Here is a 26067-nt window from a genome sequence, read left to right as displayed (position 1 = left end):
TTTAAAAAACACTCCCTTTATCATTGCTTGTTTGCTTTCTTGCAATTTCGAAACTAATACTAAACCTTTCAGTTCCTTTTGACTTACGGACAGGAGAGTCAAATTTGGCATTTTTAACCTCATTATGTTCAGCTATTAATTCTAATACTTCAGATGCACTTTTAGACTGTCCTCGAACTTTAACAATATTGTTTTGCAAAGCTACGCTGTTTATCTTCGCTAACGCAAAAATAGGGGAAAGAACTTCCCAAGTTCCATTAGGATTTACATTACTATTATATAATTCTAATAAAATATTGTAATTCGCAAGCCTACGTTCAATATCAGATTGAACCCCCATTATTGTTACAGCTTCTTTTTGAACGCTGTTTGATTTCATTGCTATATATTCATTTTTCAAATACAAATAACTACTACTAGCTAATAAATAAAAAGCCCCTAGCGTAAAAACAGGTAAAGAAATCGTTTTTAGAAAGCTGAGTACGCTTTCTTTAGTTGGTTTTGCTACAAATGATATTATTTCTCGTTTTTTAGATTTAATTAACCCGACAATTAGTTTGTCGGCAAATTCATTTTTATCTATCTGAATACCATTCCCAGAATACGTTCCTATCGACGTGGTAAAATTAGTATAACTATTAATTAAATTTGTTTTCGCAGCCGACGCAATACAGTTATCAATAGATATAACATACCTTTCTTTATCGTCAGGTCCTTTATAAAGCGCTGTTTCGTTGTCGCTCAATGTTGACGATAGCAAAAACGTTTCAGGTAAAGTAATAAAAGCCGAAGGAACATTTTTTGAGAATTGCCAAATATTAGCTTTCACTTCTTGTTCTGTTTTTTTCTTTATTATGGCTATGTCAGTTGAAGCTAATTTAAGTTTAATTAGTTTTCTTAATTCCGACGCTTCAACATTAGGTAAAAGCTCAATAGTTTCCATGTAGTACATAGGAGAGACTATTATAATGCTCGGTTTAAAGTTGTTGGCTGGCTCAACTAGAGTAACCCCGGAGTGAGATTTCTGAAAGCGGTATAGAGTACCGTTATAATATCCTATATTACTAATCAGCCGACCAAATACACTATTAGCCTGTGTAGTAAAAGTAGAGTTTTGTGAATTTTTCATTTATTTACGATCTAATAATATATTTATGGGTAAACTCTGTTTTTTTGCATATGGAGATAGAGATAATACAAGTTCTCTTTCATATTTGACATCATTTATATGAGTTACCAATTCGAATCCAAGTCTCGAGGAAGGCGTAAACCTATAGTCTGTCTCAAAAGTGATACCAGTCATTTCTCTAAAATTTTTCACTGTTAAATTATTGCTACTTCTGAGTTCTACAATTTGATTGGCTAATTCCCCTCCTATAATAGCACCTAATACGTCTTTAGAAGCTGCCATTAGATTTAAATCACCAATAGAAAAAATACTAAAATTTTGATACAACAGCTCTTTTTCAACTTCTGTCAGGTCAATTATTGATTCAAGCTCTGTTATATCTGAAATTTTGCCATTTCTAACGGGAAACTCATTAAAGCTTTTCTCCACTCCAGCTATAGAAGAAATCTCATTTTCATCTTGCCAATCAACAATAGTAGCCCATAATTCTTCAGCTCTTGACTCGTTAATTCCATTTTCTAGGAATAAGTTTATGAAGTGCTTTTTATAGAAAAAGTGAATATTAAACAAACCAGACTGATCTTGTACTTTAACAGATGTGTTAGCCACCTTAAAAGGAACACCTGAAAATCTTATTTTATTTACAATTGTCTTATCGTCACTATCTACATTATTAGAAAATTTGGAAGTATCATTTACTAGTAAAGCAAATAATACCTCAGACATAACCGAGTGACTTTCAACCAGCGCTTGAGCTTTATCTTGTGACAGTTTGGCAACATTAACTTGCTCAATAGCTAACTTTTTAACATACAAAGCAAAAATTGATAATAACGCTACAATCAGCAACACCTGAATAAGTGCAATTCCCCTAAATAAAAACAACAAACTACTCCTTAGAATAAACTTCTAAAAACCTTGACGCGTTATTATCTAGGCTTACATAAAATGTCATTTTCTTACCGTTTTTTGATATGTTTGCAAACACCTTGTCTGGTAACATTTGATTTTCAATCCCCGAAAACATAGGTCTTAATGTTGGGCCTAAACCTTGCTCTAAACCAGCGTCTTTTTCTTGAATACTGTCCCAACCCAAATATCGAAGTTCAAATACATCTAAATCAGAAAACAACTCTATGTTATTGCTAAAGGTTACTTCTTGCTCTATTGAAGTAATCGGTTGTTTTAAAGCTGACAGCTGATAAATCACGTCAATTTTTCCATTTGAGTTTTTAGTCGCAACTAACCTAAAAACTTCTGGATAAAAATCATTTAAAAGTCCTCCTCTAGTAACAGATAACAACCTGTCTTCAGAGCCAGAAAAAAAGAATGAAGGCCTTATTGAACCATTTGACTTTTCATATATTACTGATGGATATATGCCCGACAAAACTGCGTTAAATAAACTAAAGGCTCTCGTATCTTTTTCGACTAAATCAAACTTAGTTAATGCTGATTGCCAGCGCTCTGCTAGTAAACTATATGAGTAGCTTCCTAATAGTAAAATCAAAGACAATATCGATATTGATATTAATAACTCAATTAAGGTAAAACCATTATTTTTATGATTCATTCCAACTGAGCTCTTTATATGTGAATTCCTGTTTACTAGTCTTATGTGCAACAATTAATTTAACCAACCATAGTTTGTACTTCTTATCTTTATGAGTATATGTTCCAGTTTCTACATCGTAAGTTGAAGGAGGAGCACTATATTCAATCAAATCAGCTTGCCACTCGAAATTGGCTCCCCATAATGTTCCATCACCAAATAGAGAATTCGCATTTTGATTGCCTTTATCCCTTATTTCTAATTGAATATTTGAAACGAGAATAGGCGTAATATTTGCAATTTGAACATGATTCCCAGCTTTATTAGATGCTAATAAAGCACCGCTAAATAATGCATTTATTACTGCTAATGATGACAACAATATGACTGTAGCCACCAGTATTTCTATAAGAGTAAAGCCAAATGAGTTTCTAGGTGAATCAATGAGCTTGTGCAATTTCAGTTTCTCCATTGACCCAAACGGAAAGCTCTAATTCAAGAGGCTGACCTCTGTAAGATCCAACAAGTTTGTCAGTATCTACAAAGCCCTTGTCATTATATTTTAATTGCTGAGGTTGGAAAAAAAGCGACTCAAAAGAGGTTTGTTCTATAGGCTGCAAAACATTTTCTACATATAAAAATATTTTCTTACCGTTAAGTTCTATTGTATGGTTTTTTCCTGTTTGGTACGCGCGGGCACTAACTTTACGAAACCAGACTTTAAGGGTGAGCATTTCTTGTTTTGCTTTTGCTTTATCTAAACTATTAAAGGCTATAGGTCCTACCATTCCCATTAGTAAAGCAACAATAGACATCACTATCATCAATTCAATTAAAGTGAAGCCAACATGTTTTCCTTTTCGAAGGGGCATAACAAACTATATTCCCAGTTCATTAATCGATACCATACTCATCAACATCACCACTACCACTCCGCCTACAAAGCCGCCCATAAATAATATCATTAAGGGTTCTAATAATGTTGTCATACGCTCGGTCCAACTTTCAAACTCTTGACGAGAGCGGTTAGCTATTTCATCAAACACTCTCTCTAGGTTACCTGACTCTTCACCTACCTCAAGCAAAGAAACAAAAAAATCAGGATAAAGCGATGTTTGCTTTAATGCTGGTGTTAATGAGCTTCCTCCTTTTACTTTTGATTTAGCAATATTCATTTCACGTTGGAGTACTTTATTTTTTATATTACCTGCTGAAAGTTCTATTGCTCTATCTATTTGCACCCCTGACTTAATCATCATTGCTAAGCCACTATTAAATCGAATGCGTTCTACGGTAACTACGGCTTTATTAATTAAAGGTAACTTTAAACTCGTTTCTTGCCACCAGCGAATAAAACTCGATTGTTTAAATGCAGTAACTAATAAAAATATACTGCTAATTGCTCCCACTAATAGCAGTCCTTGATAATTCACCATCCAGTCGCTAGTAGACAGCATCAGTTGTGTGTACCAGGGTAACGCTTCAACATCATTAAACATTGCCGACATTTTTGGGATTATAAAGTTAAATATGAAAAAGATACTTAATATGCATACAAAGAAAATAACGGTTGGGTAAGCTAAGGAACTAATAATTTTGCGTTGCAACTCTCTTTTAAATTTTAAATCTTTCGCTAAGCCATCAAAAACCTCACTTAAATTACCCGATGTTTCACCAAGTTCAATTAAGTTGCAGTACAAAGGATCAAAAATATCGTTATGTTTTTTTACCGACTCTGACAAGCTTTTACCTTGTTTAAGGCTACTACTGATATCTGCTAACAACTTGGCTAAAGCTGGCTTAGCTTTAGTCTTACGGATGATATCGATACCTTTGTCAATGCGTACGCCAGACTCTAATAACAGGCTTAGTTCTGAGGTAAGAAACTCTAAATCAGCAAGTGATATTTTTAAAGTAAAACTAAAAATACTTTGTTCTTCAGATAATAGGGTTATTTCAGTCGCTAACAAATTTTGTTTTTTGAGCGATGCTAATGCATGAACCTTATCTTCAGCATCAATCTGACCGTCAACCTTTGCTCCAGATTGATCGTAAGCCTTATAAACAAAAATTGGCATAATTAGCCTGCAACCCTAACCACTTCTTCAATGGTAGTAAAACCTAAAACCGCTTTATAAAGCCCGTCTTCTAATAATGTTCTTCTTTGCAGTTCAGCATTATGCCTTTTAGCTTTACCTATAAAATCTGAATCTTTAGGCATTGCTTTTATTTCATCATCGCAACGTAAATATTCGGTTACAGCCATACGGCCTTTATAACCTGTATTAGCACACGCTTCGCATCCACTTCCTTGTCTAAGTTGAATTTTTGAAATATTGAACTTAGAAGCTAAATTATTCAATTCATATTTTTCAATTAATTGCGCTGCTTCAGGGTGAGGTTCACTACAGATAGGACAAATCTTTCTCGCCAATCGTTGCGCTACAATTGAAACTAGCGCTGCATTTAATAAAAACTCTTCAACACCTAGATCTAGTAAACGTGTATATGCACTTGCTGCATCATTGGTGTGAACAGTAGAAAAGACTAAATGACCTGTTAATGCCGACTGTAAAGCGATTTGTGCAGTTTCTTTATCACGAATTTCACCTAACATGATAATATCAGGATCTTGACGAACGATGGAACGTAAGCCCGCAGCGAAGTCAAAGCCTATTTCACTATTAACCTGAACCTGGTTTATCCCATCAAGTTGATATTCAACAGGATCTTCAAGAGTGATAATTTTAACATCATCTTTATTTAGCGCATTGAGAAAAGTATATAGCGTGGTAGTTTTACCAGAGCCAGTTGGCCCTGTTAGCAATACAACACCAGCAGTTGTTTTAATGTCTTCTCTGATCATTGAGTCAATGTCTTCAGACAAGCCAAGTACCGACATATCATACTTAACATTATCTTTTCTAAGAAATCGCATTACCATCGATTCACCATCATTAAGTGGTAATGCTGAAACACGAATATCTAACTCTTGATTTGCGATACGCATTTCAATTTTACCATCTTGCGGGCGACGTTTTTCAGCAATATCCATGCCTGACAATATCTTAAGGCGCGTCACAATTGGCAATTGCATCCTAGGCGCTAGAGTTTCCGCCTCATGCAATACACCATCAACACGAAAACGTGCACGATAGCGGCCATTAAATGGTTCCAAGTGCATATCTGATGCACCCTGTCTTAAAGCACGACTAATTAATGAATTTAATAAATTTACAGTTGGAGCTTCAGTCGCCAACTCTCTCAACCTAGCTTCTTCATCTCCAAGTATTTCCTGTTCAGATTCATGTTGACTTAGTTGCTCAAATTTGGCTGCAAGAGCTTGAATGTCGGCTTCAGAAGCTAATAATATTTTAGGCTCAATATTACGTTGACTTAACCACTCATTTATCGATAACTCTAATGGGAAGCGGCAGGCAAACACCCAGTTATCGCTTTCTGCACTTAACGGTATCCAGTCATAACTAGAAAGAAACTTAAGATCTTCGTCTGAAATTTTAACAGCTGGCTCTTCGATCCAGTTTGTAAGGTTTAATAAAGGAATATCTAAATACTTACTGTAAAGTAATTGAACTTGATCGTCAGGTAAGCTTCCCATGTTTACGAGAATTTGCTCTATTCGACCACCATATTTCTTTTGATAATTTTCAGCACGTGATAAGTCATCTGCTGAAACCTGAAAGTCTTTTGTAAGTATTTCACCTAACAACATTATTTATGCACTATATCTTCATTAGTGTCGGTACCACCTGGCTGACCATCTGCACCATAAGACATCATTTTATAGGGATTACCGTCGTCACCGGGCGTTGTATAAACATATGGATTACCCCAAGGATCTAATGGAATATCCTTTGGTAAATATGGACCATCCCAACGAGGAATATCACTTTTTCGCAGACTTTCAAGAGAAGTGGGATATGTACCAATATCTAAACGATAAGTATCTAAAGCGGTTTCGAATGCATTCATTTGCGCCAATGCTACACCACGCTCAGCTGTGCCAAGTTGGTTAAAGAATTTTGGAGCCACTAATGACGCCAACAAGCCTAATATCACAATCACAATGAGCAGTTCGATCATAGTGAAACCATTATTTTTATTCATAAAGACTATTTAAAATTAGATGTAATGTAAACTAAACAGGAGTCTATCAAGAGCGAAATATTATGTCGAATACTTATATGTTTCTATTAATGTTCGAATTTATAGATTAGTTAATCTTTTGTGGGTAGGTTATTACGCGCTCTTACTTTTCTTTGCTTAATTGGGATAATACAGTGTTTTTGAAGTACTGTAGTATAAACACAAAACACCAAGATGAAGCCAACCAGCATTAACCACTCAGGTATCGCGTAATAATCACCAGTAATTCCAACTGCCGCACATAATACTGATAAGAAACTGATCAACCATAAAGCTTTCCTTGAAGTAAAGCCATTTGCTAAAAAGATATGATGGATATGGCCATTATCCGCTTTAAATGGTGACTCTCCTTTCCTTATGCGGCGATACATAATAGCAAACATATCCATTAAAGGAATTGCAATTATCCATAGTGCTGTAACAGGCCTAAATGAGCTACTACTTGCTTCACTTGACTGAGTACTTATCGTAAGAAGCCAAATTATCGTCAACCCCATGTACATACTACCTGCATCCCCCATAAATATTTTTTTTCCACGAGGGTTACGAGTACTAACGTTATAAAACAAGTATGGGATTGTTGAAACAACAATTAGTAATGGCAATAACACATTTTGATCCGGCGAATTCAATACAGTTAATATTGCTACTGACGCAATAGTGATTATACTCATAGAGCCTGCCAAACCATCAATTCCATCAACCATATTAAATGCATTAATAGCAGCAATGACGGCCAAAATAGTAAATATCATTCCATAACTTCCAATATCTACATTGCCAAAACTAATTATGTTGCCAAAATTATGAATATATTCACCTGCACCAAAAACGAGAACGCACGCAATGATGCCTTGAAATAATATACGAGAGCCTACACTTAGGTCGTAAATGTCATCAAGTGTACCTATAAAAACAATTAACGCTGAAGAAATTAAGTACAAATTAACAATTTGGCTTTGACCAATAAATAGTGTGGAAGCAATTAATACACCAGTAAAAATTGAGATACCACCTATTAGGGGAATAGCACCATCATGCCTTTTTCTTTCGCTAGGAATGTCGATGAGACCTATATGGGGCGCAAGAGGAAGAAGAACCTTAATAGTCAAAATTGAGGAGAAAAATGCAACTGCTAAAGCAAAAAAATCAAACATATTGTTTAAAGGTGACCAATTAAATTAATTGTTGCTTCAAATCTGTTAAAGCACGTCCGTAAATCAGCGTGAATTATAGTGTTATATTGGTGACTTAGCTAGTAAATACGAATGCTTTTCTAGCTAAGTTACACAAATTTACATAATTTAATGCTAAATCTTTGATATAGATGCCACTGCTACTGCCATTTGGTAAATAATTTGTGTCGCAGTAGACCATAAACTTAGGTTATCCATAAAGTATGAATCTAATGGTACAACTACTGTATCTCCCGGGCTCAAAGTATTTTCATTGCTTGAAAACCAACTGTTAGAATCAGGAATAATGACACGCCCATTTGCCTTTATAACATATATCCGACCATCATCAGCTTGTTGCTTAACTCCGCCGCTTAGCTCGACATAATCATGAGCATCTAATCCATCACGATATAAATGTGATGTTGCTACTTGAACCTGCCCAACAACATTAATTGAGTTTTGTTTAGTTGGTACATAAAGGACGTCGCCATTTTCTAACAATATATCCGCATTCAAGTCTTTACTAATTCTTGGCAAGTCTACAACCAAACGACCTACTGGTTGTACTTTAGTCAAATCCGCCAATAGCATTCGTGCTTGTTCATAGTCAATAGATTGGGAATCCTTTTGAGACAAACTCTTTGACGCAATTTCCATACGCAAGCTTTCTGAAACTTTTAAAATGTTTTGCAACTCTAACTGTTTTAGCTTTTCGCGAGTAAATACAGAACCATCTAAATAAGCAAACTCAGAAAAACCGCCTGCACGCTCTATTAATTGCCCCAAAGTTTCACCGCGTTGAATGGTGTATTTACCAGGAAATAAAAATTCGCCTCTTAACTCAATAATGTGGTTTTCTTGCCAAGCAGGAATAGTGTGAATATTTAGACGGTCTTTACTTTGTATTGATATATTATGTGCAACTTCCCCAGCAATAGCACTGTGAAGGTTAATATTCATTGAGCTTTTTTGTGCTTTATTATCCACTATTTCATTTCGGGTAATCTCCGCGCGATCTAAATAGGCTGATTCTAGTAACCCTCCAGATGCAGCAACAAGATCTTGGACATTAGAATTCTGAGCTAATGGATAAATGCCAGGATATTTAACCGCACCTACCACTTCAATTAGTTGAAGCGGTTCTCCTGATGCAGCTTGGTATTGAAGCTTTTTAATAACTGGAGTTAACAACCTTTGGCGAGAAAAAATAGCAATATCTTTAGGGTCAACTTCTTCTTCATAAGAGCCTCCTGTCAGTTCTTCCATTGATTTTTCGGCAAGCTTAAGTGATTCATCTAATTCATCAAACTCTTCTAATGGCTCTTCTTCACCATACTCTAGCCAAAACATGCGATCTTTATATTGTTCTTTAGCTTTTTCTTTACTCTTTTTCTTTAATTCTTCTTGAGTCATTGCCAATAAATCTAATGACTCTTCTGCAAAAGCATTCTTTTCATTAATTGAAAAAACTAGAACTCGATCATGCGGTTGAATAAGTAAATTATCTTGCGAGTTTAGATCACTTAACGCATTGAATAAGCTAAACTGCAATACTTCAATATTGCGGCCAATGTCCTTTTCTCTAACAATTATGCTGTAATTCAAGTCCGCATCTTCTAACATGTAGGCGTGAATATTAGGTAATAAATCCGTTACTCTCTGCCCTTTGTGCCACTGGTATTTACCCGGACGAGCTACCGCACCAATAATCGTTACCGACTCATCGTACTGTTCAGATGTTTTCATCACCTTAACAACATCACCACCTTTAACAAGTTTGGCTTTGGCTTCCGATTTAGTCAGATCAATATTAACGATCGTTCGAATATTGTGTTGATTAAATCGTTCAACCACGGTTGAAGATGGATATGCCGATGGCAATAACCCGCCCGCCATCTTAACTACTGACTCGAAACTTTCTTTGTTTGCTAACTCATAAATAGCTGGACGTCGAACTTCACCGTCGACAGTTACGCGATCACCAACAGGCGCAATAAACACAACATCACCCGACTTAAGCAGAATATCACTTGATGAGTCACCGAAAATTAACAGGTCATATAAGTCCAACGTGGTAACTAATTTACCTGCCCGTTTAACCTGAATATTTCGCAATGAACCTATATCATTAATACCACCAGCGGCAAAAATTGCATGTGTAACACTTGATAATGCGCTCAATACATATGGGCCCGGCTTAAATGCATCACCAGCGACAAATATGCGCATTGAGCGTAGCTCTGAAAGAGTTACCACGACATCAACGCCAAGTACTTTCTTTTTGATTTCTTTAGAAAAATAGTTTTTTAATTCGCGGTAAGTTAACCCGGAAACAGAAAATGGCCCTAAATTAGGTAATACAATTTCACCGCGACGATTAACTGACAACTCATGCTCTTCATTCTCTTTACCAAACATTTGAATTTTAAGAACATCACCAGCACCAATAATGTAGTTTTCAGGAACTGCGATATCCATGGTCGGTGCAAAAGTGTATGGCGCATTGGCGAATACTTCATAGCCAAATGGTTTTGGCTCAGTATCCCCTTCTTCCTCTTCTTCTAAAAATTCATCATCAGGAAAAATAGGATTACCCTTTTCATCAAATTTTGTACCACGAGGGTAAACAACGTCCTCTTGGTTGAATTTTTCATTTTCTTGTTGCCCTGTGCCTTGAAGCTGTTTTTTAATGGCATTGTAGTCAACGCCCATACTTTGCGCCAAAGCTCTCTGTTGTGAGGCAGGTAATTTTTTGAATTGTTCAAGTTGCTGCGGGGAAATTTGACTAGGTACTGCGGCTGTCAGTGCCGACACGGAAATTAGTAGACCTGCCGCTAGCGCAGCAATTTTTATTACGAATTTTCTCATTGAGCAACTATGTCCTTGCAAGAGCTAATTAACGATAAAACAACGGCGAATTCTATCAATAGGGTTAAGTGTTGTTAAGCAATTAATAAATAAAGACATAAAAAGGTGCAATCATGCACCTTTTTACTAGCTTTTATATTAGCCTTCATCTTCAAATTCATCTAAGTATGCGTCAAGTTCAGCTTCTTCATCTTCATCCACTTCTATCGGTGGGTTACCGTCATAAACTTTATATTGCATATTTTGGAAATAAACGTTTTTAACAAACTCGTACGGGTCAACAGCCTCATAAATAAGTTGCTCCTGATCGCCAAGTGAAGCTCGCGCTTCAAGGCCGATAATCGCACTACGCACAATATTTGGCCAAAAATCAATAACCGCTAGAGGCCAATAGTACCGATCGACAAAATCACCAACTTCTTCACGTACAGAGCTTGGACCTAAGCCTGGAATAACAATATAAGGGCCATCACCTACGCCATAAACAGCTAATACTTCACCAAACTCTTCTTGTGGCGTTGACCATTCAAAATCACTCGCAGGGTCGAAGAAGCCAAATAAGCCAATAGTGGAGTTTAAAATAAATCGCCCGGCACTTTTACCTGCGTTAGTAAATTTACCTTGCAATAGGTTATTAATAAACGACGAGGGTTCATTAAGGTTTAACGCCATATTATGTAAACCAGATCGTAAAAACGTCGGCGTATAATCAGCATAAGCTGACGAAGCAGGTTTAAACACGTACTTATCTGCATAGTCCCAAGTAATCGTCCACGAGACTCGATTAATTGGCTCTAACGGATCTTTAGGGTCATTTTCGACATCAGGTGTCGATGAACAGCCCGATAACACTAATAAACATGTGACGAAAAACATGCGCATAAAACGCGGGGGAGAAGAAATACTATTCACGAAAAAACCCTTGAATCATTATTATTTTCGGCGGCATATTAACATGCAGAGTAGTTAAGTTGCACTTACCTTTACAAACATCGATATTAAAAACCATTTCTAAATGTTGCGAACTACTTACCTTGTTTATGTATGGCTAATAGCATTTCAACCTCAGCTCTAGGTAAGTCGCACTCAGCCATGATTTCTTCTACATCTGCACCTTTTTCTGCCAATTTATTAGCTCGAGTGTAGAACTTATCTTGAGGTTGCTGCTCTTGAACCTGTATTAACTGGCTATTAATTGAAGCCTGCTCTTGTTGAAGGGTCTTAATACGATGTTCAAGTTGTTTACTTACTTGACTATTTTCCGTTTCAGCAAGCTCACAGTTCACTTTAAAGTCAGTAAATTCTTTATGTAAGGTACTTAAGTTCATTTGCAAGTCACCATTTAACAACTCTGTCGCTGTTATTTGACTTTGCAAAAGCTTTAATTGACTTGATAATCGAAAAAATTTAAATAACAAAACTGAATATGTTACTAAAACAATCAGTAGTCCCAACGCAAGGATAGTAAGTTCGATATGCAATGCTATAGTTCCATTCACAAAAAAAGCCTGACAATCAGGCTTTTTTGCTTAAATTAACGGTTTAGAACTGTTTAAGTTCATCCCATTCGTCGTCTGAAAGTAATTTATTCAGATCAACTAAAATTAACAGCTCACCTTCTCTGTTAGATACGCCTTGAATAAATCTAGCACTTTCTTCATTTCCAACATTTGGTGCAACATCAATTTCAGAAGCTTTCAAGTAAACAACTTCAGCGACACTATCAACCAAAATACCAATTACTTGTTTTTCTGCTTCAATAATCACAATGCGCGTATTATCAGTTACTTCAGCTGATTCTAGTCCAAACCGAGAGCGAGTATCGATAACCGTAACAACATTACCACGAAGATTTATAATCCCTAGTACATAGTCTGGTGCACCTGGAACTGGAGCAATTTCGGTATAACGTAATACTTCTTGGACTTGCATTACGTTAATGCCATAAGTTTCAGTTTCTAACTTAAACGTTACCCATTGCAATACTTCATCATTGGTATCGATAGCTTCATTAGCATTACGTCTTTCATCAGACATACTTCTTGTCCTCAAGTTAATTTTCTAGGTTGCGTTGAAGGCAACATATTTATGCTTGGTATACGTCAAGCCCTTTATCTAACAACGTGATAAGGGCATCTACATCTAGTAACGCACACATTCTGTCTTTTACTAACCCGGCGAGCCAAGGTCTTTTATGTGAATTTTCCATCCACTTCACATCGGACTGTTCTAAAGTAACAGTATCAACTAATGTTTCTGCCATTAGCCCCCACTGACTATTACTTAACATTATAATATATTGATAGTTTAGTGAATCTTTTAATTTATCATCACACTTTTCTGGCATCACCCATTGCGCAGTATCAACAACGTTAATTTTTTCTTCTCGGTGTAACATTACCCCTTTAAACCAATTTGGTTTTCCCATCAAATTATTGATAGGTTCAACATTATGTATGCCGCCTAGCTCGATTAATGGCACCGCAATGGTAAGACCTGCCACTTCGAAAAACATAGCTTGAAAGCTACCTTCTCGATAATCTTTTCGCACTTCAACCGTAATGCCTTTTTGGCTCTTGATAGTTTGAAGCTCGATATCTTTGGCTGGTGCTTCTTCAATAACTGGCGCCGATTTTTTAACAACGGGCGGCTCAGCAGTTGGTATTTCTACTTTAGCTTTAGCTTTTGTAGTAGTTACTTTTTCTTCAATTGGTAATGTTGTAGTCGGTGTTACATTTTCCAGTAACTTTTCTAACTTCTGGTTTTCTGGCTCTTTGTGTTCCAGCTGCTCTGACTCGTCTGTTAATAGTTCAGACAAGTAAGACTTCATAACTTTTTGACTAGCAGCTAATGATTTTGACATCTACTTTTTCACCACCGAAAGTTTTAATAAATGTTTAAGTAAGCTCTTATAAGCATACACCCCTCTAGAGGCTCCTGCGTAATCCGAAGGAACTTTTTGTGCAACACTAGCGTTTCTAAAGTTAGTATCTACAGGAATAACACCTGGCCAAACGGTATCACCATAGACTTCTTGTAATTTTTGATACGCCAATAACGATGCTTTAGTTCTTTTATCAAACATTGTTGGAACTATAGTATAAGTAAACGGTTCTTGCTGTTCACCTTGCATTATCTCCATTGTTTTCATCATGCGATCTAAGCCTTTTAGGGCTAAGAACTCAGTTTGTACTGGCACGATAATTCTATCTGATGCTGCTAGTGCATTTACCATCAGTACGCCAAGTACAGGTGGACAATCCATCAATACAAAATCGTAATCACCTTCAAGTTTTTGAATCGCCTTTTTAAGCACTAAACCCATTCCTCCTTTAGTACCCAATGCGCGATCAAGCGTCGCTAGTCCCATGGTTGCAGGAAGAATATCGATATTCTTATATTTTGTTGGGCAAAGACTTTGCTCAATTTGTTCTTTTGTAGAAACTTGAGTAAACAAGTCATAGACGCTTAGCTCTAGATCTTCTGACTCAATACCAAAATAATAACTAAGTGACGCATGCGGGTCAGTATCTACTAGCAATACTCTATTTCCCCTCTCTGCTAATAAACCACCAAGAGAGATAGTTGACGTAGTCTTACCCACACCACCTTTTTGATTTGCTATCGTCCAAACTACCAACAGAGCACCTACTTAATTTGAGTCGTCAGAATTATCTTCGTCACGGGTTGTAATACGAATCGCTCCGTTTTCCAACCTAATAATTTTTATTCTATTATCTTTATCAGTAGAATCAACTACTTCCTCTACTGCTTGAATATCATTAATACTTACCGCTGGCGTTTCAAGTAAACTAGCTTTATCTAAACCGTACTTTGAAATTGCAATCACAACCTTGCGGTTTTGTGCCCTACCTTCCTCGGTAGTATTATCAGCACTGGGGTAATATTGGCCATAACCTTCAATCGCCATGCGTTCAGGTACAATTTCAAGCTCTTCCATTAATCGTAGTACCGCTGTTGCACGAAATACAGAAAGCTCCCAATTCGATTCATATATTTCATTATTTATCGGTTGATTATCAGTATAGCCTCTAACGCGAATAAAATTAGTTACATCAGCTAATATGTTATTGATAACCGACAAAATAGCTCTGGCTGAAGAGGTGGGAGATGAAGATCCGCTAGGAAAAAGCAGTCCACTGTTAAGTTCAATTTCAAGCCAGTCTCCATCGATTTGCAGTTGCGCATACCCCGACTCAATTAGATCATATAACGCGGTGTGTAACTCTTCCTCAAGCGAAGTTAAATTAGTGCCAACATCACTATCTGATACATTAGATAATATTGGATCGCCATCGGTTAACTCTGGACCTTTCTCATCTTTAATACCATTGCCATATAAACGCTTGTTAGTACGGCTGGAATTGACAGGTAAAATATCGTCGCCGTGACCACGGTTTTTAGGTAGTTCATCATTTGCTTGAAAAACACGACCTAAAGACTCTGTGACCGTTTCAAATGGCTCTTCATTGACCATTGCCATAGCATATAACACAACAAACAAAGCAAAAAGAAGTGTCATATAATCAGCATAAGAAACTAACCAACGATGAACATCGTCGTGCTCGACATCATGGCGTTTGATTCTTATACGCATTATTCATTTAACCTAAATGCTGACAATCGATTTTCAATGGCATGAGGGTTTTCACCTTGCGAAATTGCAATAAGCCCTTGTGCCATCATCTCGCGATACATGGTTTGCTGATGAATAATTGTACGTAACTTGTTAGCTACAGGAATGTAAATTAAATTAGCAAAGCCAACACCATATATTGTTGCGACAAAAGCAGTAGCAATGCCTTGTCCTAACATATCTGGATTACTTAAATTGCTCATTGCTTGAATAAGCCCAAGCACGGCACCAAGAATACCAATAGTTGGGCTATAGCCCCCCATTGACTCGTAAATATTTGCAGAGCGCAAACTATGCTCGCGATATAATTCTAAATCTAGTTCGATATTAGTAATTAACTGTTCTGTTTCAACACCGTCAGCAAGAAAATTCAGCCCCTTATTGACAAAATGATCATCAATATCAAACGCTATATTTTCGAGTACTAAATATCCAGACTCTCGGGCTTTTTGTGCCCAGTCGACTATATCTTCTATTCCTCTGTCGATATCGAATTTTGGCGGTGTAAAAACCCACTTTAACAATTTAATCGCGTGAAAGAACTGTTCATGAGAGGATTGCAACATGACAGCACCAACAGTGCCGCCAAATACAATAATAAATGCTGGAAATTCAAATAGCGTCGATATCGCTCCACCTTCGATACTAAATCCTAGGTATATAGCTAATATCGCAACAACAAGCCCAGCAATACTGAGCTTATCCATTCCCAACCTCCTTGAGGATAGTTGCTGCTACTTCCTCAAGTGGTAATGACATTTCGGATAAACCAGCTGCAGTTACCGCTTGTGGCATACCATAAACAACACAACTTGCTTCATCTTGCGCCCAAATTGTCGCACCTTTACTTTTTAACATGCGAGAGCCTTCCCTTCCATCTGCGCCCATGCCGGTCAATATTACCGCTAGTACATCACCACTATATATCTTCGCTGCAGAGCCAAAACTAATATCTACACTTGGTTTGTAAGCAACTCTTGGCGAGTTGTCTTCCATTATCTTTAGTTTTGCTGCATTTTCCGTACCATCGATAAGCATTTGCATGCCACCGGGCGCTAAGTAAGCAGTACCAGGCGTTAACCTGTCGCCATCCTGGGCTTCTTTGACGGAAATTTGACACAGAGAGTCTAAGCGATTTGAAAACGCTTCTGTAAATGCTGCCGGCATATGCTGAATCATCACAATAGGCAGTGGGAAGTTTTTAGGAATAAGAGTTAAAATTTTCTGTAACGCAACAGGACCACCAGTAGAAGTACCAATTGCTAATAATTTATACTTTTTACCAGAGCTTTTTCTTAATTTACTCGCTACTAACTTTGCTGGCTCTGTAGATGAAGTTGGCGCTGATTTTTGACCTAGTGGTCGTTTGATACCAGAAGATAAACCAGCTGACTTATTCGTTCGTATTGGCCTATTTGCAAGTCGATTAGAAGCGAAACTACCTCTTTTTACTGAAGCACTTTTTCGACCTAATTCTAATACACGTTGCCTAAGTAGGCTGCCAGCATCATCACTATTTTTGGCTATTTCATTAAACTTTTTCGGTAAAAAATCTAATGCACCAGCATCCAACGCTTCAAATGTCGCTTTGGCACCTTCATGTGTTAACGATGAAAACATTAAAATAGCGGTGGGTGAGTCAGACATAATCTGACGAACAGCTTCAATACCATTTAAGACTGGCATTTCAATGTCCATAGTGATTACGTCTGGTCTAAGTTTGGCAGCTTTTTCTACAGCCTCCTTGCCATTAATAGCAACATCAACTACTTCGATGTTTGAGTCTTGGCTAAGGATGTCGCTGACTCTACGTCGAAAGAAGCTAGAGTCATCAACCACCAATACTTTGTATGCCATTTAATATCTCTTAATTTGGCGTTATTTTACTTACGTAACTTCTTATGTACGTCTGATTTTTTGGCGTAATGCTTCAACATGCTTGGCACATCTAGAATTAACGCTATGCCACCGTCACTAGTGATTGTTGCACCAGCCATTCCCGGCGTGCCATGAAGTAAACGATCAAGCGGTTTAATAACGACTTCTTCTTGACCAATTAAACTATCTACTACAAAACCTACTTGTTGAGAGCCAAGTTGAACAATTACAACGTGTCCCTTATCTCTAGGTTTATCAGTACCGCCTCTCACTAACCATTGATCTAAGTAGAATAGCGGTATCGCCTTTTCTCTAACAATAATTGTTAATTGGCCATCAACTGTGTTGGTATTAGTCAAATCTAAGTGGAATATTTCATTAACACCAGCTAATGGTAAGGCAAATATTTGTTCACCAACAACAACCATTAACGTCGGTAGAATTGCTAATGTTAAAGGCACCTTAATTTCAAGAACCGTTCCTACGCCTCTTTCTGAATCAATATTTACTGTGCCATTAAGTTGGGTGATTTTAGTTTTCACCACATCCATACCTACACCACGGCCAGACACTTCTGAAATTTCAGTTTTAGTTGAAAAGCCTGGGGCAAATATTAAGCTAAACGCTTCTTTCTCTGGCATTCTAGCCGCCGCTTCAGCGTCTAACACACCTCGTTCAATAGCGATTTCTTTTAGCTTATCGGCATTCATGCCTGCACCATCATCTCGAATGGTTAGCAAGATATGATCACCTTCTTGTGAAGCTGAAAGAATTACTGTACCTTCGCGCGGTTTGCCATTTGCTTCTCGAGCGTCTGGTTCTTCAATACCATGATCAACCGAGTTACGCACTAAATGCACTAACGGATCAGCTAGCGCTTCAACAAGGTTTTTATCTAAATCAGTATCTTCACCTTCGAGGATCAACTTAATTTCTTTGTTTAAACTTCGTGCTAAGTCACGAACAACACGCGGGAATCGACCAAAAACTTTCTTGATTGGTTGCATCCGCGTTTTCATTACCGCGCCTTGAAGGTCGGTAGTAACAGCATCTAAATTAGAAACCGCCTTAGTTAACTCTTCATCTTCTTTCGTTAAGCCTAAGCTGGTCAATCGATTACGAACTAATACCAATTCACCTACCATGTTCATAATTTGGTCTAGGCGTTTAGTATCTACACGTACCGTTGTTTCAGCTTGAGAAGCTGCTGGAGCTGCAGCTTTTTTATCTTTCGCTGCTGGCTTAGCTTTACCAGCAGGTTTCGCTACTGGCTTTGGTTTAGCTGCTGGTTTGGCTGGCTCAGCCTTTTTAGGTGCTTGAGCCGCTGGTTTTTCTGTTGGAGTCGGTGTTGGCGCAGAACCTGCACTCGTACTAGGAGCTTTGCCTTTACCGTGTAATTCATCCAGCAATGCTTCAAATTCGTTGTCATTGATTTCATCAGATGTAGCAGTACTTTCTGGTGTAGGTGCTGCTGATGCACTTGAAAATGCACCTTGCCCGTGCAATTCATCTAGTAAAGATTCGAATTCATCATCGGTGATTTCATCGCCACTAACACTACTAGTTTCGGTACTCGGTGCCGCAGATGGACCACCACTTGGGCCATGTAATTCATCTAGTAAAGCTTCAAACTCATCTTCTGTCATATCTTCAGAAGAGTCGCTACTTTCTGAAACTGGAGTTGGAGTTGGTGTAGGCTCGGGTTCTGGTTCTGGCTCAGGAGCAGCTTCTTCTTCACCTTCAGGCACACTTAAACGGTGTAACTCAGCTAAAAGCTCAGGAGGTGCAGCATCCATATCTTCTCTATTTTGCACTGCAGCAAACATAACGTTAACTTCGTCAAGCGCTTGCAAAATAACGTCCATCAGTTCAGGTGTAACTGAACGTTGGCCATTTCTTAAAATATCAAAAACGTTTTCAGCACCGTGACAACAGTCAACCAATTCGGTTAACGACAAAAATCCGGCGCCACCTTTTACGGTATGAAAACCTCTAAAGATTGCATTTAATAAATCAGCATTATCAGGATCATTTTCTAATTCTACTAGTTGCTCAGAGAGCGCTTCGAGTATTTCACCCGCTTCTATCAAAAAATCCTGTAGAATTTCTTCATCCGCTTCAAAGGACATGCACCAAACTCCCGCTAAAATCCTAAACTAGATAAGAGATCATCTACGTCGTCTTGGTCAGACACAACATCATCTCTTTCTTCAGTATTCACGATCGGCCCTTCGACTAAGTTTTCACCAGTTTTAAGGGTTGCATTTTCTTTTTGTTCTACTTCCGTCACGCCAAATGCAGTCAGCATATTAATTAAGCTTTCTTCCACTTCACGGACTAAATCAATAACTTTACGAATAACCTGTCCAGTTAAATCTTGGAAGTCTTGCGCCATTAACACATCTGTCATCAACGCATGCATACGTTCTGTTTCTGTGGAAGTTGTTTTTAATAACTTATCGATATCAATACAAAGTGACTTAAATTCACCAAGATTCAAATCGTTATGCATCAGCTTTTTCCATAAAGGATCTACCGCTTTGACTTGCTGCTGAATGGTATCGACTACTGGAAATATTGATTCCACAGCATCCATTGTTTTATTAGCCGCGTCTTCCGTTCGACTAATAACATAATTAAGACGTTCCTTCGCATCTGGGATATCAGCATTTGCTAAGTCGTTCAATCTAGAGTCGACCTGAAAATTCATCATTGAATCGTGCAATTGTCGAGTCAATTTACCAATCTCAGCAAATAGCTCTGAGTTTATTGGGTTTTGAATTTCAGCTAACAAGGCATCTGCTTTATCTTGCTCGTCATTTTCTAAAAACTCGACCAAAGACTTAGCTTGCTCTAACGTTATATTTCCGCCAGATACTTTATTCATGTAATTTCCTCACGCTTAGTATCGTTTATCCTAAACGTTCAAAAATTTTATCTAGCTTCTCTTTAAGCGTTGCAGCAGTAAATGGTTTAACAATGTAGCCATTTACACCAGCTTGAGCAGCCATCACGATTTGCTCTTTCTTAGCTTCAGCTGTGATTAGTAACACAGGAATATGTGCTAGTTTTTCATCAGCTCGAATCGCTTTAAGCAAGTCAATACCTTGCATACCTGGCATGTTCCAGTCAGTAACAACGAAATCGAAGTCACCGCCTTGAAGCATAGGTAATGCAGTACTGCCATCATCTGCCTCTTGAATATTAGTAAAGCCTAAGTCACGCAATAAGTTTTTTACAATTCGTCTCATTGTTGAAAAGTCATCAACAACAAGTACTTTCATATTTTTATCCAAGGCACCCTCCGGTGAAATGTTTCAATAAGTTTAATATATATTTTACTTAACTTTGCCAAGATTGCATACGTGCTTTTAAGCGATGCATTGCCTGACTATGAATTTGACTGACTCTGGACTCACTTACGTCTAAAACTTGTCCAATTTCTTTTAAGTTTAGCTCTTCATCATAATAAAGAGACAGTACTAAAGCTTCTCTTTCAGGTAAAGTCGAAATGCAATCTGTTAACCTTTTTTTAAAGACTACTTGTTCTATTGTATGATATGGATCATCTTCTTGATATTCTTCATCATAAGTAATCACATCATCACTAACACCTAAGTCTTCAATGCCAATAATCTTACCTGAACTTACTTCATTAAGGATATGATGGTATTCATTTACTGAAATATCAAGTTTTTCAGCCACTTCAGCATCAGTAACATCTCGACCAAATTCTGCTTCTAGTGATTTGATCGCCTCACTGACCATGCGACTATTTTTATGTACAGAGCGAGGAGTCCAGTCCCCTTTGCGGATTTCATCAAGCATTGCGCCACGAATTCTTATCCCTGCAAAGGTTTCAAAACTCGCCCCTTTTGAGCCGTCAAAATTATTAGCCGCCTCTAATAAACCAATCATACCCGATTGAATTAAATCGTCGACAATAACACTAGCAGGTAATCTTGCAAGTAAATGATAAGCAATGCGCTTAACAAGAACAGAATGCTCTTGGATAAGTGCAGTTTTATCATTGGTGCTTGCGTAAGCGTTTGCTTTTACCACTTAAACTCCAGTCTTCGCGTTATTGATGTTCTAATAATTGCTCAATAAAAAACTCTAAATGACCTGATGGACGGTTAGGTATCGGCCAACGATTGACTTTAGTTGCCAACTCAGTGAATGCTTTTGAGGCAGGTGAATCTGGAAATGCGTCGACAATTGCTTTTTGTTTCCGTACTGATTTTCTAATGTTTTCATCGAAAGGCACAATTGCCACTAGCTCAATTGCTACGTCTAAAAATCGATCGGTTACTTTAGTTAATTTTGCAAAAAGTTGCTGACCTTCTTTTAAACTTCTAACCATATTGGCAACAACTTTAAATTTAAAAACGCCATGGTCCCGACTAAGCAATTTCATTAATGCATAGCAATCAGTGATAGAGGTTGGTTCGTCACAAACCACTAACATGACATCTTGAGACGCTCTTGCAAAACTCAGTACCATATCTGAAATACCTGCGGCGGTATCTACGATTAATACATCAAATTCAGTTTGCATTTCACTAAAGGCGCGAATTAAACCAGCATGTTCTGAAGGAGTTAAGTCTACCATTGACTGGGTGCCAGAGGTGGCTGGAATGATTTTTATGCCACATGGGCCTTCGATAATAATATCATCAAGTTCGCATTCACCGCTAAGTACATGAGAGATATTCTTTTTTACACGCAAACCTAGCATGACATCTACATTTGCCAAACCCAAGTCGGCATCAAGTACTAATACCTGCTTACCTTGTTTGGCAAGCGCGATGGAAGTATTAAGTGAGACATTAGTTTTACCAACGCCACCTTTGCCTCCAGAAACTGCGATAACTTTGATTTGCTTTAAATCTTGCATTTTTCTTAAGCCACTTGCTTGGTCTATCATCTACAACTTCTCAGTGGTTAACCAACAGCGGCTGAAGCCATCTGTTGTTTATGAGCAACAAAATTGAATTTCATCGCTGATTTGTTTGCTATTTTCTCTGCAAGACTAACCAATTTTTCAGCATTTGCAACTTTAATATCTTCAGGTACACGCTGACCGTCTGTTAGATAACCAATTGGTAACCCATTTTGGATAGCCGTCGCAATAATTTCACCCATACTTAGGCTTTCATCTAGTTTAGTAAAAATACAGCCACATAGAGGGATTTTCTTAAATCGTTCGACATTTTCTTGCATCACTGCCTGCTGGGTATTGGCCGCTAGTACAAGGTAATTTCTAATTCTAGTTCGCGAATTGGCCACCAGACCAGATAAGTGCTCTGCTAAGCGCATATCTCGTTGTCCCATACCTGCAGTATCAATTAGTACAAGTTTTTTGTTACTAAATTGTTGAAGCAACATTTCTAAGGTTTCTTGATCTTTTGCTAACTTAACTTGGCAACCAATTATTTTCCCGTAGGTTTCTAACTGTTCAAAGCCGCCAATTCGGTAGGTATCTGTTGAAATTAACACTAACTCATCAGCACCATGCACTTGAGCAAATCTAGCAGCTAGTTTTGCTAACGTTGTTGTTTTACCTACACCTGTTGGCCCTACTAGAGAAACAACACCACCACGATGAATAATATCGTTATTAGTCGTGTTTATTTGATTAGTTAACAGCTGCAAGGCACTTTCCCAGCTTTGTTCTTGTGATAAATGCGAAGGTACGTAACCCGCAATTTGATCAGCTAACCCTTCTGAAATCCCCAAGCTAATTAGCTTTTCATTTAACATTGCTCGATTAGGATCTTTTTGCGCCATATCTTGCCACATTAAGCCAGATACTTGATGCTCTAATAATTGACGAATAGAAGCCATTTCTTCTTTCATTTGATTAAATGCATCGACGCTTACTACATCAGCAGATGTAGCTTGGGTTTGACTATTAACCGCTTGATTCTGTACTTTTGTGGCGCCGAAGCCATCACCTTGATAAATATTGTCGATGTCGGTTTCTTGTTGTTCATTACTATGTTCTGAGCCTTGTTGCTGAAGGCGATCTGTAAACTTCTTTAGCTGAACTTCTAAATCTGGCTCTTGGCTTGTTGATTGCTGCTGGATATTCGTTGATTGCTCTTGTTGCACATTTCTAGAAAGTAATGCTGCCAGGCTATCAGCAGGTGCGGCTTGCTCAGTATCGGCTTGCATTTCACGCTGGTTTGGTATTTGAGCTACTTGCGACTGATTCCCTACTGATAACTTAACCACATCATCAGCAAGCTCTGCTTTAGGTTGCGTAGCTTCTGGCTCCGTTGTCTCTGGCTTGTGACCGTAATCAACCGCGGCCATAAGTTCGACACCTTCAGGGATTTTCTTATTCGACATTATGACTGCGTCAGCACCAAGCTCCTCTTTGATTTGAGTAAGTGCTGTTCTCATATCTTTAGCAACGTAACGTTTAATTTTCACTGATAACCCCTTAATTCAGCTTGGCAGGCTAGGCCTGACTAATATCTACTTGGCTGACTAATTTCCGATAGCACTCACAATTTTTATTTGCTTATCGTCTGGTATTTCCTGATAAGAAATTACTCTCAATCCAGGAATCGTATATTTTACGAATTTCGCCAATACTGTTCTCAGAATTCCCGATGTTAACAGTATTGGTGAATCACCAGCCAATTCTTGTTGCTGTGCACCATCGGTAAGTGATTTTTGCAAGCGTTCTGCAAGGCCAGGCTCTATACCTGCGCCATCATCACCAGCCATTTGCATTGACTGATGCAACATCTGTTCCAGCTCAGGCGCCAATGTTATGACAGGTACTTCAGGGGCCGCTCCGATAAGGTCTTGAACAATGAATTTACGTAACGCTATTCGTACCGCAGCGGTTAGTACATCTGTATCTTGGCTCTTAGGCCCATATTCTACTAATGTTTGAACTATAGAGCGCATATCGCGCACTGCAACGCCTTCATTCATTAGGTTTTGAAGTACTTTAACGACACTTCCGAGTGGAAGAGTATCAGGTATTAACCCTTCAACTAATTTAGGATAATTTTTCCCTAAACGGTCAAGTAAGTTCTGTACCTCTTCATGGCCAATTAATTGTGCAGCATTATTATTTAAAATTTGGCTCAAATGTGTCGCTAACACTGTTGCTGCATCAACCACGGTATAACCTAATGATTGTGCCTGTTCTCGCATATTTTGCTTAATCCAGACCGCATCTAGTCCAAACGCAGGGTCTTTAGTTGGGATACCTTCAATGCTTCCAAATACTTGTCCCGGATTAATCGCCAGCTCATGATCATGACGGATTTCCGCTTCTCCTACGGTTACGCCCATTAATGAAATTTGATAAGTGTTTGGCTCTAGATCTAAATTATCGCGAATGTGGACGGGTGGCACCAAAAAGCCAAATTCTTGGGAGAGTTTTTTACGCACCCCTTTAATTCTATTTAAGAGCTCACCGCCCTGGCCTTTATCAACTAATGGTATTAGGCGATAACCAATTTCTAAACCAATAACGTCAACGTGATTAACGTCATCCCAACTTAAATCTTTACTCTCTTCTTCTTTTTGTTGAGTTTGAACTTGTTCTTCTTGTGCTTTTTGTTCATCTTCAACGATCTTCTTGGCTTTTAATTTCGCGCCAAAGAAAGCAACGCCACCAATAACCGCTGCGAAAAACAAGAAAGAAAAATGAGGCATACCTGGCACGATGCCCATAACAAACATGACGCTTGCCGCAATGTATAAAGAGCGCTCTTGACCTAACTGTGAGCTTACCTGGCTCCCCATGTCTTCTGCAGTATTTTGACGAGTAACGACAATGGCAGTACCAACAGAAAGTAAAAGCGCTGGGATTTGTGCTACTAAGCCATCACCAATAGTTAATAATGTGTATATTTCAACTGCAGAGTCAAAGTTCAGGTCATGCTGAACCATGCCGATAACTAGCCCACCAATGATATTGATGAATAAAATTAAGATGCCGGCTATAGCGTCACCTTTAACAAACTTACTAGCACCATCCATCGATCCATAAAAGTCTGCTTCTGCAGTGATTTCCTGACGACGCTCTCTTGCTTGTTCTTGTGAGATAAAACCGGCATTTAAATCGGCGTCAATTGCCATTTGCTTACCAGGCATGGCATCTAAGGTGAAACGTGCGGTGACTTCTGAAATACGGCCAGCACCTTTAGTAACAACCACAAAGTTGATAATAATTAGAATTAAAAACACTACTAAACCAACAGCATAGTTGCCGCCGATAACCACCGAACCAAAGGCCTCAATAACAGCACCAGCTGCATCTGGGCCTTGATGACCTTCTAATAACACAACTCGAGTACTTGCCACATTTAGCGATAATCGCAAAATTGTTGCAATCAACAACACCGAAGGAAATGCACCGAAATCCAAAGGCTTTAAAGTGTAGACGGTGATTAAAAGTACAACTAAGGAAAGTGCAATATTAAAAGAAAATAAGACGTCTAGTAAAAAGGCTGGCATTGGCAAAATGATCATGCCTAATGCTGCCATTACTAAAAATGGTGTACCTAAACCAGAAACGGTTTTAAGTTTATTTTTGTCAAACTGTTGAAAATTAGCTAGTAACTGCATGCCTAATTAGAGATGTTTTTTTGACGTTATCTCCAATAGA

At 38.1% G+C, this 26067-nt stretch carries 25 protein-coding genes; all 25 read right to left on the bottom strand.

From position 1 onward, the window contains the following. Position 1: 1 nt before the first annotated feature. The gene (locus tag HII17_RS15440) at positions 2–1129 is read right to left on the bottom strand and encodes a hypothetical protein (protein ID WP_169076267.1); all 1128 of its coding nucleotides are present in this window, start codon (positions 1127–1129) and stop codon (positions 2–4) included. After that, the gene (locus tag HII17_RS15435; protein WP_169076266.1) at positions 1130–2017 is read right to left on the bottom strand and encodes a type II secretion system protein GspK; all 888 of its coding nucleotides are present in this window, start codon (positions 2015–2017) and stop codon (positions 1130–1132) included. A gap of 1 nt (position 2018) precedes the next feature. Then, a complete protein-coding gene (locus HII17_RS15430; protein WP_169076265.1) occupies positions 2019–2702 on the bottom strand; it encodes a prepilin-type N-terminal cleavage/methylation domain-containing protein in 684 nt (227 codons plus the stop codon). Continuing rightward, positions 2692–3138, bottom strand: coding sequence for a type IV pilus modification PilV family protein (locus HII17_RS15425; RefSeq protein ID WP_169076264.1), 447 nt, complete (start codon positions 3136–3138; stop codon positions 2692–2694). Before HII17_RS15425 ends, HII17_RS15430 begins: the two co-directional genes overlap by 11 nt. After that, positions 3122–3553 (bottom strand): type II secretion system protein, encoded by a 432-nt coding sequence (locus HII17_RS15420; protein WP_169076263.1) that lies wholly within the window; start codon positions 3551–3553, stop codon positions 3122–3124. Before HII17_RS15420 ends, HII17_RS15425 begins: the two co-directional genes overlap by 17 nt. 6 nt (positions 3554–3559) lie before the next feature. Next, a complete protein-coding gene (locus HII17_RS15415; protein WP_169076262.1) occupies positions 3560–4759 on the bottom strand; it encodes a type II secretion system F family protein in 1200 nt (399 codons plus the stop codon). Positions 4760–4761: 2 nt separating this feature from the next. After that, complete coding sequence (locus HII17_RS15410; protein ID WP_169076261.1) at positions 4762–6414, bottom strand: GspE/PulE family protein; 1653 nt, start codon at positions 6412–6414, stop codon at positions 4762–4764. After that, positions 6414–6809 carry a type II secretion system major pseudopilin GspG gene (gene gspG / locus HII17_RS15405; protein ID WP_169076260.1) on the bottom strand — a complete coding sequence of 132 codons (396 nt, stop codon included), beginning with the start codon at positions 6807–6809 and terminating at the stop codon, positions 6414–6416. The genes HII17_RS15410 and gspG overlap by 1 nt, the downstream gene beginning before the upstream one ends. Positions 6810–6919: 110 nt before the next feature. Continuing rightward, positions 6920–8005 (bottom strand): UDP-N-acetylglucosamine--undecaprenyl-phosphate N-acetylglucosaminephosphotransferase, encoded by a 1086-nt coding sequence (gene wecA / locus HII17_RS15400; protein ID WP_169076259.1) that lies wholly within the window; start codon positions 8003–8005, stop codon positions 6920–6922. 153 nt (positions 8006–8158) lie between these two features. Further along, on the bottom strand, positions 8159–10894 hold the full coding sequence (locus HII17_RS15395) for an SLBB domain-containing protein (RefSeq protein WP_169076258.1): 2736 nt from the start codon (positions 10892–10894) through the stop codon (positions 8159–8161). Positions 10895–11032: 138 nt separating this feature from the next. Further along, positions 11033–11806, bottom strand: coding sequence for an MlaA family lipoprotein (locus HII17_RS15390; protein WP_328824554.1), 774 nt, complete (start codon positions 11804–11806; stop codon positions 11033–11035). A 113-nt stretch (positions 11807–11919) separates the two neighbouring features. Further along, the gene (locus tag HII17_RS19340) at positions 11920–12393 is read right to left on the bottom strand and encodes a DUF2802 domain-containing protein (protein ID WP_169076257.1); all 474 of its coding nucleotides are present in this window, start codon (positions 12391–12393) and stop codon (positions 11920–11922) included. 43 nt (positions 12394–12436) lie between these two features. Further along, positions 12437–12931, bottom strand: a complete 495-nt coding sequence (locus HII17_RS15380) for a chemotaxis protein CheW (protein ID WP_169076256.1) — start codon at positions 12929–12931, stop codon at positions 12437–12439. A gap of 49 nt (positions 12932–12980) precedes the next feature. Next, positions 12981–13757, bottom strand: a complete 777-nt coding sequence (locus HII17_RS15375) for a chemotaxis protein CheW (RefSeq protein ID WP_169076255.1) — start codon at positions 13755–13757, stop codon at positions 12981–12983. Further along, positions 13758–14534, bottom strand: coding sequence for a ParA family protein (locus HII17_RS15370; RefSeq protein WP_169076254.1), 777 nt, complete (start codon positions 14532–14534; stop codon positions 13758–13760). It abuts the gene before it with no gap. 12 nt (positions 14535–14546) lie between these two features. Further along, a complete protein-coding gene (locus HII17_RS15365) occupies positions 14547–15512 on the bottom strand; it encodes a flagellar motor protein MotB (protein ID WP_211185381.1) in 966 nt (321 codons plus the stop codon). Beyond that, positions 15512–16258 (bottom strand): flagellar motor protein, encoded by a 747-nt coding sequence (locus HII17_RS15360; RefSeq protein ID WP_169076253.1) that lies wholly within the window; start codon positions 16256–16258, stop codon positions 15512–15514. Before HII17_RS15360 ends, HII17_RS15365 begins: the two co-directional genes overlap by 1 nt. Next, positions 16251–17408: a protein-glutamate methylesterase/protein-glutamine glutaminase gene (locus tag HII17_RS15355; RefSeq protein ID WP_169076252.1), complete on the bottom strand. Its 1158-nt coding sequence runs from the start codon at positions 17406–17408 to the stop codon at positions 16251–16253. The genes HII17_RS15360 and HII17_RS15355 overlap by 8 nt, the downstream gene beginning before the upstream one ends. A gap of 26 nt (positions 17409–17434) precedes the next feature. Continuing rightward, a complete protein-coding gene (locus HII17_RS15350) occupies positions 17435–19558 on the bottom strand; it encodes a chemotaxis protein CheA (RefSeq protein ID WP_169076251.1) in 2124 nt (707 codons plus the stop codon). A gap of 14 nt (positions 19559–19572) precedes the next feature. Beyond that, a complete protein-coding gene (locus HII17_RS15345; protein WP_169076250.1) occupies positions 19573–20316 on the bottom strand; it encodes a protein phosphatase CheZ in 744 nt (247 codons plus the stop codon). 25 nt (positions 20317–20341) lie between these two features. After that, complete coding sequence (gene cheY, locus HII17_RS15340) at positions 20342–20725, bottom strand: chemotaxis response regulator CheY (RefSeq protein WP_115999548.1); 384 nt, start codon at positions 20723–20725, stop codon at positions 20342–20344. 46 nt (positions 20726–20771) lie between these two features. Beyond that, a complete protein-coding gene (locus tag HII17_RS15335; protein ID WP_169076249.1) occupies positions 20772–21491 on the bottom strand; it encodes an RNA polymerase sigma factor FliA in 720 nt (239 codons plus the stop codon). A gap of 19 nt (positions 21492–21510) precedes the next feature. Then, on the bottom strand, positions 21511–22356 hold the full coding sequence (locus tag HII17_RS15330) for a MinD/ParA family protein (RefSeq protein WP_169076248.1): 846 nt from the start codon (positions 22354–22356) through the stop codon (positions 21511–21513). A 17-nt stretch (positions 22357–22373) separates the two neighbouring features. Then, entirely contained in the window at positions 22374–23867 is a 1494-nt protein-coding gene (flhF, locus tag HII17_RS15325; protein ID WP_169076247.1) for a flagellar biosynthesis protein FlhF, read from the bottom strand. 57 nt (positions 23868–23924) lie between these two features. After that, positions 23925–26027 carry a flagellar biosynthesis protein FlhA gene (gene flhA, locus HII17_RS15320; RefSeq protein ID WP_169076246.1) on the bottom strand — a complete coding sequence of 701 codons (2103 nt, stop codon included), beginning with the start codon at positions 26025–26027 and terminating at the stop codon, positions 23925–23927. Between the last annotated feature and the right edge of the window lie 40 nt (positions 26028–26067).

The organism is Thalassotalea algicola, assembly GCF_012932965.1.
In the GTDB taxonomy this organism is placed as follows: Bacteria; Pseudomonadota; Gammaproteobacteria; order Enterobacterales; family Alteromonadaceae; genus Thalassotalea_F; species Thalassotalea_F algicola.
The sequence above is the reverse complement of the archived record's forward strand: the minus strand, read 5'-3'. Positions and strand labels throughout refer to the sequence as shown.

Bases quoted from the DNA above. Each gene is read 5' to 3' on its own strand.
- HII17_RS15440 (WP_169076267.1), bottom strand. From the start codon at position 1,129: ATGAAAAATTCACAAAACTCTACTTTTACTACACAGGCTAATAGTGTA.
- HII17_RS15430 (WP_169076265.1), bottom strand. From the start codon at position 2,702: ATGAATCATAAAAATAATGGTTTTACCTTAATTGAGTTATTAATATCA.
- HII17_RS15420 (WP_169076263.1), bottom strand. From the start codon at position 3,553: ATGCCCCTTCGAAAAGGAAAACATGTTGGCTTCACTTTAATTGAATTG.
- HII17_RS15415 (WP_169076262.1), bottom strand. From the start codon at position 4,759: ATGCCAATTTTTGTTTATAAGGCTTACGATCAATCTGGAGCAAAGGTT.
- HII17_RS15410 (WP_169076261.1), bottom strand. From the start codon at position 6,414: ATGTTGTTAGGTGAAATACTTACAAAAGACTTTCAGGTTTCAGCAGAT.
- gspG (WP_169076260.1), bottom strand. From the start codon at position 6,809: ATGAATAAAAATAATGGTTTCACTATGATCGAACTGCTCATTGTGATT.
- wecA (WP_169076259.1), bottom strand. From the start codon at position 8,005: ATGTTTGATTTTTTTGCTTTAGCAGTTGCATTTTTCTCCTCAATTTTG.
- HII17_RS15395 (WP_169076258.1), bottom strand. From the start codon at position 10,894: ATGAGAAAATTCGTAATAAAAATTGCTGCGCTAGCGGCAGGTCTACTA.
- HII17_RS15380 (WP_169076256.1), bottom strand. From the start codon at position 12,931: ATGTCTGATGAAAGACGTAATGCTAATGAAGCTATCGATACCAATGAT.
- HII17_RS15375 (WP_169076255.1), bottom strand. From the start codon at position 13,757: ATGTCAAAATCATTAGCTGCTAGTCAAAAAGTTATGAAGTCTTACTTG.
- HII17_RS15365 (WP_211185381.1), bottom strand. From the start codon at position 15,512: ATGCGTATAAGAATCAAACGCCATGATGTCGAGCACGACGATGTTCAT.
- HII17_RS15360 (WP_169076253.1), bottom strand. From the start codon at position 16,258: ATGGATAAGCTCAGTATTGCTGGGCTTGTTGTTGCGATATTAGCTATA.
- HII17_RS15355 (WP_169076252.1), bottom strand. From the start codon at position 17,408: ATGGCATACAAAGTATTGGTGGTTGATGACTCTAGCTTCTTTCGACGT.
- HII17_RS15350 (WP_169076251.1), bottom strand. From the start codon at position 19,558: ATGTCCTTTGAAGCGGATGAAGAAATTCTACAGGATTTTTTGATAGAA.
- HII17_RS15345 (WP_169076250.1), bottom strand. From the start codon at position 20,316: ATGAATAAAGTATCTGGCGGAAATATAACGTTAGAGCAAGCTAAGTCT.
- HII17_RS15330 (WP_169076248.1), bottom strand. From the start codon at position 22,356: ATGATAGACCAAGCAAGTGGCTTAAGAAAAATGCAAGATTTAAAGCAA.
- flhA (WP_169076246.1), bottom strand. From the start codon at position 26,027: ATGCAGTTACTAGCTAATTTTCAACAGTTTGACAAAAATAAACTTAAA.